13 protein-coding genes and 1 pseudogene are annotated in these 15,324 nt (G+C 64.4%); 7 read left to right on the forward strand and 7 right to left on the reverse strand.

The genetic code is table 11. The features are described from left to right. Positions 1-125 precede the first annotated feature (125 nt). Complete coding sequence (locus L687_RS39520; protein ID WP_021201379.1) at positions 126-836, forward strand: VIT1/CCC1 transporter family protein; 711 nt, start codon at positions 126-128, stop codon at positions 834-836. Between the two features lie 69 nt (positions 837-905). On the opposite strand, the gene L687_RS39525 is transcribed toward L687_RS39520, so the two are convergent. The 7 genes from L687_RS39525 to dnaA all read right to left on the reverse strand — a co-directional run bounded on the left by L687_RS39525 (position 906) and on the right by dnaA (position 10,936). Next, positions 906-1,310 carry a DUF3566 domain-containing protein gene (locus tag L687_RS39525; RefSeq protein WP_017829919.1) on the reverse strand — a complete coding sequence of 135 codons (405 nt, stop codon included), beginning with the start codon at positions 1,308-1,310 and terminating at the stop codon, positions 906-908. Next, complete coding sequence (gene gyrA, locus L687_RS39530) at positions 1,307-3,862, reverse strand: DNA gyrase subunit A (protein ID WP_021201380.1); 2,556 nt, start codon at positions 3,860-3,862, stop codon at positions 1,307-1,309. Before gyrA ends, L687_RS39525 begins: the two co-directional genes overlap by 4 nt. A gap of 43 nt (positions 3,863-3,905) precedes the next feature. After that, entirely contained in the window at positions 3,906-5,975 is a 2,070-nt protein-coding gene (gyrB, locus tag L687_RS39535; RefSeq protein WP_021201381.1) for a DNA topoisomerase (ATP-hydrolyzing) subunit B, read from the reverse strand. A 118-nt stretch (positions 5,976-6,093) separates the two neighbouring features. After that, the gene (locus L687_RS39540) at positions 6,094-6,642 is read right to left on the reverse strand and encodes a DUF721 domain-containing protein (protein ID WP_200861077.1); all 549 of its coding nucleotides are present in this window, start codon (positions 6,640-6,642) and stop codon (positions 6,094-6,096) included. Continuing rightward, the gene (gene recF / locus L687_RS39545; protein ID WP_031208177.1) at positions 6,635-7,828 is read right to left on the reverse strand and encodes a DNA replication/repair protein RecF; all 1,194 of its coding nucleotides are present in this window, start codon (positions 7,826-7,828) and stop codon (positions 6,635-6,637) included. The genes L687_RS39540 and recF overlap by 8 nt, the downstream gene beginning before the upstream one ends. 76 nt (positions 7,829-7,904) lie before the next feature. Then, on the reverse strand, positions 7,905-9,047 hold the full coding sequence (gene dnaN, locus L687_RS39550) for a DNA polymerase III subunit beta (protein ID WP_021201384.1): 1,143 nt from the start codon (positions 9,045-9,047) through the stop codon (positions 7,905-7,907). Between the two features lie 497 nt (positions 9,048-9,544). Beyond that, a complete protein-coding gene (dnaA, locus tag L687_RS39555) occupies positions 9,545-10,936 on the reverse strand; it encodes a chromosomal replication initiator protein DnaA (protein ID WP_017829913.1) in 1,392 nt (463 codons plus the stop codon). Positions 10,937-11,252: 316 nt separating this feature from the next. Between dnaA and rpmH the strand changes: the two genes are divergently transcribed. The 6 genes and pseudogenes from rpmH to rsmG all read left to right on the forward strand — a co-directional run bounded on the left by rpmH (position 11,253) and on the right by rsmG (position 14,319). Beyond that, positions 11,253-11,390, forward strand: coding sequence for a 50S ribosomal protein L34 (gene rpmH, locus L687_RS39560; RefSeq protein WP_013584598.1), 138 nt, complete (start codon positions 11,253-11,255; stop codon positions 11,388-11,390). Positions 11,391-11,396: 6 nt separating this feature from the next. Then, a complete protein-coding gene (gene rnpA / locus L687_RS39565; protein ID WP_021201385.1) occupies positions 11,397-11,753 on the forward strand; it encodes a ribonuclease P protein component in 357 nt (118 codons plus the stop codon). Further along, a complete protein-coding gene (gene yidD, locus L687_RS39570) occupies positions 11,750-12,100 on the forward strand; it encodes a membrane protein insertion efficiency factor YidD (RefSeq protein WP_029259463.1) in 351 nt (116 codons plus the stop codon). Before rnpA ends, yidD begins: the two co-directional genes overlap by 4 nt. Positions 12,101-12,103: 3 nt before the next feature. Beyond that, positions 12,104-13,174, forward strand: coding sequence for a membrane protein insertase YidC (gene yidC, locus L687_RS39575; RefSeq protein WP_021201387.1), 1,071 nt, complete (start codon positions 12,104-12,106; stop codon positions 13,172-13,174). Then, positions 13,171-13,662 carry a Jag family protein gene (locus L687_RS39580; RefSeq protein WP_021201388.1) on the forward strand — a complete coding sequence of 164 codons (492 nt, stop codon included), beginning with the start codon at positions 13,171-13,173 and terminating at the stop codon, positions 13,660-13,662. The genes yidC and L687_RS39580 overlap by 4 nt, the downstream gene beginning before the upstream one ends. After that, a pseudogene (rsmG, locus tag L687_RS39585) lies at positions 13,628-14,319 on the forward strand (16S rRNA (guanine(527)-N(7))-methyltransferase RsmG). The gene L687_RS39580 and the pseudogene rsmG overlap by 35 nt, the downstream one beginning before the upstream one ends. The last annotated feature ends 1,005 nt before the right edge of the window (positions 14,320-15,324 follow it).

The raw sequence follows: 15,324 nt of genomic DNA on the forward strand, positions 1-15,324 counted from the left end.
GGTTCCAAGGTACGGCGGGCCGGATGGGCTCGATACCGAGTCAACCGGACACTCGACTTCGGGTTTTCCGTAATGCCCGTCGCGGACTTCCTCCTTCTCCGGCCACCGTCTGCTTCACTGGGGGCATGACAGCGCATGAAGGTGAACCGCACGGTGCCGGTCTCGGTCAGCGACTGAACTGGCTGCGTGCGGGAGTTCTCGGAGCGAACGACGGCATCGTCTCGGTCGCCTCCCTCGTGGTCGGGGTCGCCGGTGCCACGACCGACAACGCGGCGCTCCTCACGGCGGGTATCGCCGGCCTGGTCGGCGGAGCGATCTCCATGGCCCTCGGGGAGTACGTCTCGGTGAGCAGTCAGCGAGACAGCGAACGCGCCCTCATCGCGAAAGAGCGCGAGGAACTGCGCACGATGCCCGCTGTGGAGCTCGACGAACTCACGCAGCTCTATCGCGAGAGGGGGCTCTCGGACGAGACGGCGCGACAGGTGGCCGAAGAGCTCACCGCGCACGATGCCCTCGCCGCGCACCTGGAGGTCGAACTCGGCATCGACCAGGACGACCTCGTCAATCCCTGGCATGCGGCGATGTCGTCGGCGATCGCTTTCACCCTCGGCGCGCTATTGCCCTTGCTCGCCATCCTCCTTCCGCCGCCGGAGTGGCGGGTTCCGGTGACCTTCGTCGCCGTCCTCCTCGCCCTGGCCGTCACGGGAACACTGTCCGCGAAGATCGGAGGTTCGGCGCCCGTGCGAGCATCGGTCCGACTGGTGATCGGTGGTGGGCTCGCCCTGGCGGCGACCTGGCTCATCGGCACGCTTCTCGGCACGACGGGCGTCGTCTAGAGAAAGCGCGAAGAGAAACAGCGAAGGGCGGATGCCGAAGCACCCGCCCTTCGTGAAACGTTCCGAGGATCAGTTCGACATGAAGCCGACGAGCAGTCCGCCCGTGACCTTCACTGCGAGGTTGTAGATTCCCGCGACGACGGCGCCGAGCACCGTGAAGACGATGAGGTTCAGGATCGCGACAACCGCCGCGAACGCCATCACCTGCGGAAGTCCGACGACCTCGGAGAGCACGAACGTGTTGTCGGTGATGCCGAGCAGGAAGCTCTCCGCCGTGGTCATGATCCCCGTCGCCTGGAAGACCAGGAAGATGAGGAAGAACGAGACCATCGTGACGACCGCGAGGGCCACCGCTCCGAGGAACGAGAGCTTCACGGCCGACCAGAAGTCCACGTAGACCAGTCGGAGGCGTACCTGCTTGCCGCTCGTCTTGCGGGTCGACTTCTTCGCCAGCTTGTCGGCCACTGTGCTCATGCGTCTGTATCCTCGGGGGTCGGTGTCGTCTCGGGGGCCTGGGTCTCGGCATCCTCCGCATCCGCCTCGTCTTCGGCGAGGCCACGCTCACCGTTACGGGCGATGGCGAGGATGCGATCGGCCTCCGTCGTCCGGGCGAACACCACTCCCATGGTGTCTCGACCCTTGGCGGGGACCTCGGCCACGGCAGAGCGTACCACCTTGCCGCTGGAGAGAACCACCAAGACCTCGTCGTCCTCGGAGACGATCAGACCACCCGCGAGAGTGCCCCGATCGTCGTTGAGCTTGGCGACCTTGATGCCTGTTCCGCCGCGTCCCTGCACCCGATACTCCTCCACCGCGGTGCGCTTCGCGTAGCCTCCGTCGGTCACGACGAAGACGAACTTGCCCGGCGCTGCGACGGATGCCGAGAGCAGGCAGTCCTCGTCGATCTTGAACTTCATGCCGCGGACACCGGCTGTCGCCCGACCCATCGGCCGCAGAGCCTCATCGGTCGCCTCGAAGCGCACCGACATGCCGCGGCGGCTGATGAGGAGGATGTCGTCCTCGGCGTTCACGAGCAATGCGCTGACGAGCTCGTCCTCGTCGTTCAGACGGATCGCGATGACGCCGCCCTGGCGGTTGGTGTCGTACGCCTCGAGTCGCGTCTTCTTGACGAGGCCCTCACGGGTCGCCAGCACCAGGTAGTCGGCCACCTGGTAGTCGCGGATGTCGAGCACCTGGGCGATGTTCTCGTCCGGCTGCAGGGCGAGCAGGTTCGCGACGTGCATGCCCTTCGCGTCGCGTCCGGCCTCGGGCACCTCGTAGGTCTTCGCGCGGTAGACGCGCCCCTTGTCGGTGAAGAACAGCAGCCAGTGGTGCGTGGTCGTCACGAAGAAGTGCTCGACGATGTCGTTCGCGCGCAGCTGCGCACCCTTGACGCCCTTGCCGCCACGGTGCTGAGAACGGTAGTTGTCGCTGCGCGTGCGCTTGATGTACCCCTCGCGCGTGACGGTGACGACCATCTCCTCTTCGGCGATGAGGTCTTCCATCGAGACATCACCGTCGAAGCCGTGCAGGATGTGCGTGCGACGCTCGTCGCCGAAGCGGTCGACGATGCCCGTCAGTTCTTCGCGGATGATCGTGCGCTGACGACCCTCGTCGGCCAGGATCGCCTTGTAATCGGTGATCTGCGCTTCGAGCTCGTTCGCCTGATCGATGATCTTCTGACGCTCGAGAGCCGCAAGACGGCGCAGCTGCATCTGCAGGATCGCGTCGGCCTGGATCTCGTCGATGTCGAGGAGCTTCTGGAGTCCCTCGTTCGCATCCGCCGTGGTCTGCGAGCGGCGGATGAGCGCGATGACCTCGTCGAGGGCGTCGAGCGCCTTCAGATATCCGCGCAGGATGTGCATGCGCTTCTCGGCCTCGCGCAGACGGAACTCGGTGCGGCGGACGATCACGTCGATCTGGTGGGAGATCCAGTGCGTGATGAAACCGTCGATCGCGAGGGTGCGCGGCACGCCGTCGACGATCGCGAGCATGTTCGCGCCGAAGTTCTCCTGCAGCTGCGTGTGCTTGTAGAGGTTGTTCAGCACGACCTTCGCGACCGCGTCGCGCTTGAGCACGACGACCAGACGCTGACCCGTGCGGTCCGAGGACTCATCGCGGATGTCGGCGATACCGGTGATCTTGCCGTCACGGGCGAGGTCGCCGATCTTCACCGCCACGTTGTCGGGGTTCACCTGGTACGGCAGCTCGGTGATGACGAGGCAGGTGCGGCCCTGGATCTCCTCGACGTTGACGACCGCGCGCATCGTGATCGAGCCGCGACCCGTGCGGTACGCCTCGTGGATGCCCTTGGTGCCGAGGATCTGCGCACCGGTCGGGAAGTCGGGACCGGGAACGCGCTGGATAAGACCTTCGAGCAGCTCCTCACGGGAGATGCCGGGGTTGTCGAGTGCCCAGAGCGCCGCATCGGACACCTCGCGCAGGTTGTGCGGGGGGATGTTCGTGGCCATGCCGACCGCGATACCGACCGAGCCGTTGACGAGCAGGTTCGGGAAGCGGGCCGGGAGGACCGTCGGCTCCTGCGTCTGGCCGTCGTAGTTGTCGGTGAAGTCGACGGTGTCTTCTTCGATGTCGCGCACCATCTCGAGCGCGAGCGGGGCCATCTTGGTCTCGGTGTATCGCGGGGCTGCCGCGCCCATGTTGCCCGGGGACCCGAAGTTGCCCTGGCCGAGAGCCAGCGGATACCGCAGCGACCACGGCTGCACCAGTCGCACGAGGGCGTCGTAGATCGCCGAGTCGCCGTGCGGGTGGTACTGGCCCATGACCTCGCCCACCACACGGGCGCACTTCGAGAACGACTTGTCGGGGCGGAAGCCGCCGTCGTACATGCCGTAGATCACGCGGCGGTGCACGGGCTTGAGCCCGTCGCGCACGTCGGGGAGCGCGCGCCCCACGATGACGGCCATCGCGTAGTCGAGGTAGCTGCGCTGCATCTCCGACTGCAGGTCGACCTGATCGATCTTGCCGTGATCGTGTTCCGGCTCGGTGCGTTCTTCGTCAGTCATGAATCAATCTCTCTGTCACACATCTGGTCTGAGCCCGCGGGCATCAGATGTCGAGGAAGCGGACGTCCTTGGCGTTGCGCTGGATGAAGCTGCGTCGGGACTCGACGTCCTCGCCCATCAGCACGCTGAAGATCTCGTCGGCCGCGGCCGCATCCTCGATGGTGATCTGCTGCAGGGTGCGCGTGGTGTGATCCATCGTCGTCTCCCACAGCTCCTTCGGGTTCATCTCACCGAGACCCTTGTACCGCTGGATGCCGGCGTCCTTCGGGATCCGCTTGCCGTTGTCGATGCCGTGCTTGAGCAGGGCATCGCGCTCGGCGTCGCTGAACACGTACTCGTGCGCGGAGTTGGACCACTTCAGGCGGTACAGCGGCGGCATCGCGAGGTACACGAAGCCGGCCTCGATCAGACCGCGCATGTAGCGGAAGAGCAGCGTCAGCAGCAGCGTCGTGATGTGCTGGCCATCGACGTCGGCATCGGCCATCAGCACGATCTTGTGATAGCGCGCCTTCTCGATGTCGAACTCTTCGCCGATGCCCGTGCCGAAGGCCTGGATCATCGCCTGGACTTCCTTGTTGCCCAGGGCCTTGTCGAGACGCGCACGCTCGACGTTGAGGATCTTCCCTCGCAGCGCCAGGATCGCCTGCGTGTGCGGGTCGCGACCCTGCACCGCGGAGCCACCGGCCGAGTCACCCTCCACCAGGAAGATCTCGCTGATGGACGGGTCCTTGCTCGTGCAGTCCTTGAGCTTGTCCGGCATGGCGGCCGACTCGAAGACGCTCTTGCGGCGGGCGGTCTCGCGCGCCTTGCGGGCGGCGAGGCGAGCGGTCGCGGCGTCGATCGCCTTGCGGATGACGTTCTTCGCCTGGTTCGGGTTGCGCTCGAACCAGTCCCCGAGCTGATCGCCGACGACCTTCTGAACGAAAGCCTTCGCCTCGGTGTTGCCGAGCTTGGTCTTCGTCTGGCCCTCGAACTGCGGTTCGCCGAGCTTGATCGAGATGACCGCCGTCAGGCCCTCGCGCACGTCGTCGCCGGAGAGGTTGTCGTCCTTCTCCTTGAGCAGGTTGTTCGCGCGGGCGTACTTGTTGACCAGGGTGGTCAGCGCCGCGCGGAAGCCCTCCTCATGCGTTCCACCCTCGTGGGTGTTGATCGTGTTCGCATAGGTGAAGACGTTCTCGGTGTACGACGTGGTCCACTGCATCGCGACCTCGAGCGAGATCTTGCGCTCGGTGTCCTCCGATTCGAACGCGATGATCTCGTCGTTGACGACTTCGGCGTGACGCACCTTGTTGAGGTACTCGACGTAGTCGACGAGACCCCGTTCGTAGAAGAACACGTCGCCGGGCTGCTTGGTGACGGTGGCCCCGTCTTCCTCCACCTCGTAGGCGGAGGACTCCCGCTCGTCGCGCAGCTCGATGCGAAGGCCCTTGTTGAGGAATGCCATCTGCTGGAACCGCGTGCGGAGGGTGTCGTACTCGAACTCGATCGTCTCGGTGAAGATCGAGGCGTCCGGCCAGAACGTGATGCTCGTTCCGGTCTCTTCGGTCGCTTCGCCCTTCTCGAGCTTCTGCTGGGGGATACCGCCGTCGGCGAAGCTGTGCCGCCAGACGAAGCCCTTCTGCTTGACCTCGACGTCGAAGCGCGTCGACAGCGCGTTCACGACGGAGGAGCCGACACCGTGCAGACCACCGGAGACGGCGTAGGCACCACCGCCGAACTTTCCACCGGCGTGCAGGATGGTGAGCACGACCTCGACCGTCGACTTGTTGGGGTCCGACGAGTGCGGGTCGACCGGGATGCCGCGACCGTTGTCGACGACGCGCACACCGCCATCCGCGAGCATCGTCACGAAGATCGTGTCGGCGTAACCGGCCAGTGCCTCATCGACGGAGTTGTCGACGATCTCGTAGACCAGGTGGTGGAGTCCTCGAGGCCCGGTGGACCCGATGTACATGCCGGGGCGCTTGCGCACGGCTTCGAGGCCTTCGAGGATCTGGATCGAATCCGCACCGTACTCACCCGGCTGCTTCGCCTTGGGTGCGATGGTGCCCTCGGTTGCGGGGGTTCCCCCGGTGTTCGATTCCGTCTCGTCAGCAGGGGATTCAGGCGTCATCAGAGGGCATTCTCCACATCGATATCACGAACTCCCATTCTAGCGGAGTTTCATCGGGAAATGCCGCTCAACGGCCGTGTGTGGGCCTCTGAGCCTTTCGACCCCCTCGCGTGGTGCCCTACCCGTAGGTATCGCGCGGGCCCCGTCCTGGAACGGCTCTGGGACCCCATTTCCACGAGGGAACGTCCGGTCCGATGAAGCGGAGGTTCTCGACGCCCGCATCGGGATACCGTCGGCCGATCTCGGTGAGAATCGTCGCCCGCATGAACTGCAGGTTCTTCGCCCACGCGGTCGAGTCGCACTTCACGGTGAGCAGGCCGCGCTCCAGGGAGACGGGTTCGGAGTGCTTCGCGGTGTCTGCGCCTGCGAGATCAGCCCATTGGCGCACGAGATCTTCTCGGGCGAGGGTGATCTGCCAGCCGGAGTCACGACTCAGCTTGTCGAGCACCGCACCGAGCGCGCCGGGGTCTCGCCCGGGCGTGAAGGGTGCGTTGTCGTCGTCGGTCGCGATGCGTCGCTTGCGTTTCCAGCTCTTGGAACTCGGCTGCAGCCCGCGCAGCCGCAGATAGGTGCCGATCGTCTCGGGAACATCGGCCACCGGAGGGGGAGTGTCCGGAGTCGGTGCCGAGGGGCTCGAAGCGGACGGATGGCGTGCCGCGTCAGTCATCCGTCGCCTCCCGCTCGTCGCTGATGGTTCCGGCGCTGATCCGTACCACGTGGGCATGCAGCACCTCGGGGATATCCTCCTCCACCGCTGCCGTGACCACCACTTGCTCATAACCGGCGGTCAAGGCCGCCAACCGCTGACGCCGATCGGCGTCGAGTTCTGCGAAGACGTCGTCGAGGATGAGCACCGGATCGCCGGCGGGAGATTCGCTGCGGAGCAGCTCGGCCGACGCGAGCCGCAGGGCGAGAGCCACCGACCACGATTCCCCGTGGGAGGCGTATCCCTTGACCGGGAGGTCGCGGACCCGCAGCACCAGGTCGTCTCGGTGCGGCCCGGTGAGGGTCAGTCCGCGATCGAGTTCTTTCGATCGCTTCGCCGCAAGGGATGCGCGGAACACCTCGGCGATACGAATCGGATCGGTGAGTCTGTCTGCGGACGGCCCCGTCTCGGCACCTTCCGCTCCCTCTTCCCCCTCTTCGGGGTCTCCGCCGCCCACCGAGAGCGCCCATTCCAGCTGGGGACGATGATCTGCACCGGCGATCGCCTCGTAGGCATCGGCCACGGGCTGCTGCAGATCCGCCGCCAGGCGCTGACGGGCGGTGATGATCTCCGATCCGAGGGAGACCAGCTTGTCGTCCCAGACGTCCAGAGTGCTCAGACCTTCGCCGCGAACGCCGCGAGCACGCGCCGACTTCAGCAGCGCATTGCGCTGCTTCAGGACGCGGTCGTAGTCGGCGAGCACAGCTGCGAGCCTCGGCGTGCGCTGGATGAGGAGCTGATCCGTGAAGCGGCGCCGAGCTGAGGGGTCCCCCCTCACGATCTGCAGGTCTTCCGGAGCGAACAGCACGACGTGCGCGTAGCGGGGGAGTTCGTTCGGCTTCGACGGCGATCCGTTGATGCGAGCCTTGTTCGATCCCTGCCTGTTCACCTGGATTTCGGCGAGCACGCGACGCTCTCCGTGCGACAGTCGGGCACGGATCACCGCGAACTCCTGGCCATCGCGGACCATCGGCGCATCAGATGACACCCGGTGCGAACCGAGCGTGGCGAGGAACACCACGGCTTCGGCCAGATTCGTCTTTCCCTGACCGTTGCGCCCGACGAGCACGTTGGGTCCGCGGTGGAGGGTGAGTTCAGCGGTCGCGTAATTGCGGAAATCGACCAGACTCAGGTGCTCCACAATCACGGAGTCAGCCTACCTTCGGGGTCTGACAGTCCGTATTTCCCGGGGAACGTTCCGGGTATGGAGGAAGCGGAGAAGATCAGCGCAGGAGGAGGTTCGGCTGAAGCAGGTACTTGAACGAGTCGAGACCCGCCTGGTCGACCGAGGTCTGGCTCGTGATGAGCACGGGGCTCAGCTTGTTGGCGTTGTCGCTCGACGTGAACGTGACGCGCACGAACTCGCTCTTGACGGCGCCGAGAGCCTCGATCAGGTACTGCGGGTTCAGGCCCAGCGTGACCTCATCGCCGCCGGAGAGGATCGCGTCGACCGACTCGGATGCCCGTGCGTGGTCTCCGCCGGAGGCGTCCATCGTCACGCTGTCGTTCGAGAACGTGAAACGCAGGGGAGCAGCACGATCGAGCACGAGTGAGACTCGGCGAACAGCCTCGACGAGGTCTGCGGTGTTCACGACCGCGTAGTGGTCGGTCTGCTCGGGGAACAGTCGGCGTACAGGCGGGAAGTTGCCCTTGATCAGGAGAGAAGTGACGGTCTTGTTGCCCGCGGTGAAGGCGATGATCTCTCGGTCGCCCGCTCCGGAGAACGCCACCTGGATCGTGCCGGCGTGTCCGAAGGTCTTGCCGACCTCGAGCAGAGTGCGGGCAGGGACCAGGGCGGTGGCTTCGACGGCCTCGCCGTCCCACGGCACATCCCGCAGCGAGACGCGGTAACGGTCGGTCGCGACGAGGCTCAGCGTGTGTCCCGAGACCTCGAGCTGCACACCCGTGAGCACAGGAGTCACGTCGTCACGCGACGCGGCGAATCCGACCTGGGCGATCGCCGTGCCGAAGTCGTCGGCCGGGACCACACCGGACGAACCGGTCACCTCGGGGATCGAGGGGTATTCCTCGACGGGCATGGCTGCGAGGGTGAATCGTGCGGAGCCGCAGGTGACCGCGATGCCCCCGTCTTCCTCGACGGCGATCTCGATCGGAGCGTTCGGAAGTCGGCTGGCGATGTCCGAGAGGAGCCGGCCGTGCACCAGGATCGTTCCCGGGGTCTCGACCGTCGCCTCGATGGTGGTGCGGGCGGAAGCCTCGTAGTCGAATGCCGAGAGCGTCAGACCGGAACCATCGGCTTCGATCAGGACGCCGGCGAGGATCGGCTGAGGATTGCGCTGCGGCAGAAGCTTGACGACGAACGAGACAGCCTCGCTGAAGACATCGCGGTTGACCTGAAACCTCACGGGTGCTCCCTTGTCGTCGAACTGTGACGCGTTGTCGTCGGCCCTGCCGGTGCAGGGCTTCCCATGCTAGCCCCACAGTCCGGCGTATCCCTACGCCGAGGTTCCTGTCATTCGGTCGACCGGTTGTCCCCACCGTCTGGTGATCGGATCGCGCCTTGAATGACTTAACTCCTTAACGGTGTTAACAGCTGTGGATACTGTGGATAACTCGGTGGATAGCAGTGGCGAGTAGGGAACTACACAGTTGTCAGTTGTGGAAACCCTGAGGAATCCGCGGGTTCCGGGCTTTCCGGTCGGCGATGGCCCTCCCCGAGTTATCCACAGGTTTGGGTGATCAGCCCACATTCGTCCCGATGGAATCCACGGTCATCCACAAGTTATCCACATGTGCATAGAGGCATCTATCGGACGATCAGAATCCCTGTCGGGCTCACAAAAAAGGGGAGGACGGCACCGGTTCAGGTGCTGTCCTCCCCTTTTCTCGGAGACGCGGCGTGTCAGCGTCGTCCGAGCTGCGTGGTGATCTCGGTGACCTGGTTGTAGATTGAGCGGCGCTCCTTCATGAGCTCGCTGATCTTCTTGTACGCGTACATGACCGTGGTGTGGTCGCGGTTGCCGAACAGCTGTCCGATCTTCGGCAGGGAGAGACTGGTCCGCTCGCGACACAGGTACATCGCGATCTGGCGGGCGGTCGCGATCTGCTGCGACCGGCTGGAGCCGTAGAGGTCGTCGACCGTGAGCTTGAAGTACTGTGCAGTCGCCGTGATGATGTCGGTCGGCGAGATGATGTTGTCCTCGGCCGTGTCGATGATGTCGCGGAGCACGGTCTGCGCCAGGGAGATGTCGAGAGCGGAGCGGTTCAGGCTCGCGAAGGCCGACACCCGGATGAGTGCGCCCTCCAGTTCCCGGATGTTCGATGACACCACGGTCGCGATGTACTCGAGTACCTCGTCGGGAATATGGAGGGCCTCGCTCTGCGCCTTCTTCCGGAGGATCGCGATACGCGTCTCGAGGTCGGGCGCCTGCACGTCGGTGATCAGACCCCACTCGAAGCGGCTGCGCATACGGTCCTCGAACCCGGTCAGGTGCTTCGGGGCCACGTCGCTGGTGATCACGACCTGCTTGTTGTGATCGTGCAGCGTGTTGAAGGTGTGGAAGAAGGCTTCCTGCGTCTCGGCGCGTCCCTGCAGGAACTGGATGTCGTCGATCAGGAGGATGTCGACGTCGCGGTAGCGCGCCTGGAACGCGGCGCCGCGGTTGTTCGCGATCGAGTTGATGAAGTCGTTCGTGAACTCCTCGCTCGAGACGTAGCGGACCTTGACCCCTGCGTAGAGGGATTGCGCGTAGTCGCCGATGGCGTGAAGGAGGTGGGTCTTCCCGAGACCGGAGTCTCCATAGATGAAGAGGGGGTTGTAGGCCTTGGCCGGCGCTTCGGCGACCGCGACGGCCGCGGCGTGCGCGAAGCGGTTGGACTGTCCGATCACGAAGTTGTCGAAGGTGTACTTCGGATTCAGCCGCGATTCGTGGCGCAGCTGGGTCGGCTGTTCCATGGGGGATTCGACACGCACCTGCTCGTGGCGCCCGAAGTCGCCGACCGCGATCGGCGCCGTCTGCTGCTCTGCCAGCTCGTGGTTGACGACGACGCGGTAGGACGTGACCTCTTCGCCGATGTGCGAGAGGGCCTCCATGATCGGCAGGCGCAGGCGCTTGTTGATCTGCGCCGCGGTGAGGTCGTTCGGCACTTCCAGATACAGCGTCGCTGACATCACCCCTGCCGGGACGGCGAGACTGAGGAAGCCCTGCAGCTGAGGTGTGACCCGATCGTCGTCGACCAGAAGCTCCTGCACCGTGGTCCAGATGGGGACGTCGGGCTGGGCAGGTGATGACATGACGCTCCGGACGAGTGATCGAGGCGGGGTCGACGTGCCGTGTCCCCTGTGGATAACTTAGGATGCCACGGTAGTCATCCCGGCTGTGAACGGCAACCTGCCCTTGAAAACACGCGTGCGTGTTGCAGCTGCCGGCCGACCCGGGGTTGTGGATAATGGCTGTGCGGTTCGTACCGGAAGACCACCAGAGGAGCGCGCAGATTTGCTCTGCGCGCCGGTAAGACGTACCCTTACTTGGTTGACTTATGCCATTTTTGGCAGTACCCCATGTCTCCGGTCGAAGTGAACCCGGTGGCAGCATTCCCGGAGTGATTCCATGAGCAAGCGCACCTTCCAGCCCAACAACCGTCGTCGCGCCAAGAAGCACGGCTTCCGTGCCCGCATGCGTACGCGTGCAGGCCGCGGCATCCTCGCTGCACGCCGCGCGAAGGGCCGCACCGAGCTCTCTGCGTAGTCCGCTGTGCTCGCCCGCCCGTATCGGCTGACCCGCGGGAGCGACTATCGTCTGGTCGTTCGTCGCGGTTCCCGTTGTGGCGGGGCGCGCGTCATCACCTCGATGCTGACGACGGGCGAGAGCAGAGCCGCAAGGTTCGGATTCATCATCAGCAAGCAGGTAGGCACCGCTGTGGTGCGCAACACCGTGCGTCGTCGGCTCAAAGCCGTGTGCGCGGAGGCGCTCCCGGGTGTTCCCGAGGGCACGGATGTCGTCATCCGTGCCCTTCCTGCGTCTGCCACGGCCTCCTTCGCGGAGCTTCGAGCCGATGTCGAACGCTGCTTGGGCAGACTGACGCCGGCTCCTGCCGCGGTGTCGGCATGACTGCGCTTCCAGCCTCGTCTGTCGGGACCGCGCAGTTGCACGCGCAGGACCTGATCCGCAGCATCCCGGTGATCCCGCGCAATCTCGTGCTGGGATTCCTCACCGCGTATCGCAAGGTCATCTCCCCGATGTACGGAGATGTCTGTGCGTACTATCCCAGCTGTTCCGCCTACGCTGTAGGTGCGGTGCAGCAGCACGGTGCAGTGAAGGGAGCAGCGCTCTCGGCATGGCGCATCCTCCGCTGCAACCCCTGGACTACCGGCGGCGTCGATGATGTCCGTCCGCACGACCACTTCCGTTACGACCTGACTGCACACGGTTTCGTCGTCCCTTCCCGAAAGGACTGATCGGTGGGTCTTGACCTTCTGCTCGCCAGTGCGACTCCCAGCCCCGAACCCGCGGCAGGTGGGTTCGATCTGATCGGCACCATCCTGTGGCCGCTCAAGTGGGTCGTCGAGCTCATCCTCGTCGCCTGGCACTGGCTGTTCACCGCCGTCGGGCTTCCTGCGGCATCCGGCATCACCTGGGTGCTGTCGATCGTCGGACTCGTCGTCGTGGTCCGTGCCGCTCTGATCCCGCTTTTCGTGAAGCAGATCAAGAGTCAGCGAAAGATGATGGAAATTGCTCCTGAACTGCGAAAAGTTCAGGAGAAGTACCGCGGCAAGAAGGATCAGCTCTCTCGCGAGGCCATGAGCCGCGAGACCATGGCGCTGTACAAGAAGCACGGCACGACACCGATGTCGAGCTGTCTGCCTCTGCTGGTGCAGATGCCGATCTTCTTCTCGCTGTACAGCGTGCTGAGCGATGTGAGCAAGCATGCGAAGGCAGGTGGTGGTGGCGTCGGGCTCCTGAGCCCGGAGCTGACGAAGGAGTTCTACGACGCCAAGCTGTTCGGCGTCGCCTCGCTGCACGAGAACCTCGGCAATGCGATCGATGCGAAGAACACCACGGCGATCGTCATCCTGGTCACGCTCGTCGTCCTCATGATCGCTTCGCAGTTCTTCACACAGCTGCAGATCATCTCGAAGAACCTGTCGCCCGAGGCCAAGACCGGCCAGGCGTACCAGATGCAGAAGATCATGCTCTACGTGCTGCCGCTGGGCTTCATCTTCTCCGGTGTCTTCTTCCCGCTGGGCGTCGTCGTGTACTGGTTCATCTCGAACCTCTGGACCATGGGCCAGCAGTTCCTCGTCATCCGCGAGATGCCGACACCCGGTTCAGAAGCCGCCAAGGCTCGCGAGGAGCGTCTCGCCCGCAAGGGCAAGGCCATCGATTCCTCTGGCAAGGTCGTCCCGATGGCCGCTTATGAGGCGGAGCAGCAGCGTCTGCTCGAAGAGGCCGAGAAGGCCAAGGCGGAAGCACCGAAGCGTCAGCAGCCGGTCGGCAAGAAGCGCGCGAAGAAGAAGGGGAGCGGTTCATGAGCGAGACCATGACCGACAGCACCGAGCCCACCGTTGCTCAGCTCGAGAACGAAGGCGACGTCGCCGCGGACTATCTCGAGGAACTTCTCGACATCGCGGACATCGATGGCGACTTGAACCTCGACGTTCGTCAGGGCCGCGCTTATGTCTCGGTCGAGGCCGAGGGAGATGCATTGGCGTTGCTCTCCGCCCCGGATACGGTGCAGGCGCTGCAGGAACTGACGCGTCTCGCGGTGCAGAGCAAGACCGGGTCGTTCTCTCGACTGATCCTCGACATCGCCGGCTCCCGCGACACCCGTCGCCGTCAGTTGGAGACGTTGGTCGATGCCGCCGCCGCGAAGCTCGACGAGGGCTCGTCCCAGGCGTCCCTGCCTTCGATGTCGAGTTACGAGCGCAAGCTGGTGCATGACATTGCTGCCGAACGGGGTCTGGTCTCCGAGTCCTACGGTGAGGGTGCCGACCGCCACACGGTTCTTCGCCGTCGTTGATGTTTCACGTGAAACATCGTTCCGGGGGCAGGTATGAGTGAGCTTGAGCAGGAACCCTCGGTCGCTTCCGATCTCTTCGGAGACCGCATCGATGTGGCACGTTCGTTCACTTCTGCTCTCGCTCGCGAGGGGGAAGAGCGGGGCCTCATCGGTCCACTCGAGCTCCCACGGCTATGGACGCGTCACATCCTCAACAGCGTGATCGCTGCTCCCCTCTTTCACGGTTCCGTCGCTGATATCGGCTCTGGTGCCGGACTTCCTGGCCTGGTGCTCGCGATCGCGCGCCCGGACGTGCAATGGACTCTTGTCGAACCGATGGAGCGACGCGTCACCTGGCTCAACGAGCAGGTCGATGGACTGGAGCTCTCGAACGTGACCGTTCTTCGATCGCGTGCGGAGGATGTACGTCCTGCGGAAGGCTTTGATGTCGTGACTGCTCGCGCCGTCAGCGCACTGCGCACCCTGGTTCCGTTGACTGCTCCGCTGGTTCGAGATGGCGGCGAACTCGCTCTCCTCAAGGGAATGAACGCACCGAATGAGATCGAGGCGGCCCAGAAGCAGATCAAGAAGTTCCGTCTGGCGGATGTGAGGGTCGAGGTCTTGGGGGAGGGTATCCTCCCCGAAACCACCCGGGTGGTTCGCGCGCGCGTTCGCTAGGGCCGTCCAGTTCCACAGATAGGCGGGGTGTTTCACGTGAAACACCCCGCTTTTCCGTGTAGTGCTGTCGGGGCCCGTTTGCCTCGCGCCGGAGTGTCGGCTTTGGACGTGATGAACTGTCGGGCGCCTGTTTTCCGTAGAGGCCGGACGACCCGGGGATGCGGTCGGGCTCCCGACGGAGGATTCTGGTGGGAGCGGGCCAAGCATGCCGGTGCTCCGTCCTCGCTATGTCTGTCTGGGGGAAAGCGGGGCTTGGGCGCCGCTCGACGCGGAGATCGCTGAAGTGCCGCCCATTACGCGGCGCACTTCTTCGTCGAGCAGACGAGAGGAGATGTTTCACGTGAAACACGGTGGATAGACGCACCTCGTGGCGCAGCCTCTCGTAGTGGTCCTGTGTCTCTGGGTGCTCGACTGGGCGCAATGACGACGTTGTGGGGAATAGCCATCGCGGATTGTCGTCGCTGGAGTTGTCACGGGCTGTCAGCGTGATGGCTTGTGGGTGTGGCTTGTGGGCGTGGGCGTGGGCGTGGCAGATGCGCACCAAGAAGCATGGTGCGCAGGCTTGCTGCCGGCGGGGACCGGGTGATGCCGAACACGCTTGCTGCCTGGTTTCACGTGAAACGCTGACGTCGCGTCCAGGCGCGAGATCGACGGCTCAAGCTCCACCGAGTCCCCCTTGACGGAGCGAGCACTATGTCGACCCCACCTTTGTGGATGCCCATCTGCCACGGTCACGGTTCTCGATGGCTTTGGAAGGGTGTTTCACGTGAAACATGACCGCCTATTCGTCCGCTATCCCGCGTAGAGTCCGTTCTCCCACCAGAACCGCGCGAGCGACATTGATCTGGAGAGGCGCGGATAGTGGGGTGGGGGAGGGAGGTGGCCACTGTCTTTTGCTTGCGAGACGTACCCCTCCAAGGGTCAACGTCTTCCATGTGCGTCTCATCTCTCTGCGTTTCACCTATGTGCGCCTGACCTTTTGGCCACCGAGCGCCGGTGTTGCGG

It is taken from the genome of Microbacterium maritypicum MF109 (assembly GCF_000455825.1).
Classification (GTDB): Bacteria; Actinomycetota; Actinomycetes; order Actinomycetales; family Microbacteriaceae; genus Microbacterium; species Microbacterium maritypicum_A.

What these genes read in the sequence shown, in the direction of transcription:
- gyrA (WP_021201380.1), bottom strand. Translation starts at nt 3,862, where the DNA reads ATGACTGACGAAGAACGCACCGAGCCGGAACACGATCACGGCAAGATC.
- rpmH (WP_013584598.1), top strand. Translation starts at nt 11,253, where the DNA reads ATGAGCAAGCGCACCTTCCAGCCCAACAACCGTCGTCGCGCCAAGAAG.
- L687_RS39520 (WP_021201379.1), top strand. Translation starts at nt 126, where the DNA reads ATGACAGCGCATGAAGGTGAACCGCACGGTGCCGGTCTCGGTCAGCGA.
- L687_RS39525 (WP_017829919.1), bottom strand. Translation starts at nt 1,310, where the DNA reads ATGAGCACAGTGGCCGACAAGCTGGCGAAGAAGTCGACCCGCAAGACG.
- dnaA (WP_017829913.1), bottom strand. Translation starts at nt 10,936, where the DNA reads ATGTCATCACCTGCCCAGCCCGACGTCCCCATCTGGACCACGGTGCAG.
- yidD (WP_029259463.1), top strand. Translation starts at nt 11,750, where the DNA reads ATGACTGCGCTTCCAGCCTCGTCTGTCGGGACCGCGCAGTTGCACGCG.
- L687_RS39580 (WP_021201388.1), top strand. Translation starts at nt 13,171, where the DNA reads ATGAGCGAGACCATGACCGACAGCACCGAGCCCACCGTTGCTCAGCTC.
- L687_RS39540 (WP_200861077.1), bottom strand. Translation starts at nt 6,642, where the DNA reads ATGACTGACGCGGCACGCCATCCGTCCGCTTCGAGCCCCTCGGCACCG.
- gyrB (WP_021201381.1), bottom strand. Translation starts at nt 5,975, where the DNA reads ATGACGCCTGAATCCCCTGCTGACGAGACGGAATCGAACACCGGGGGA.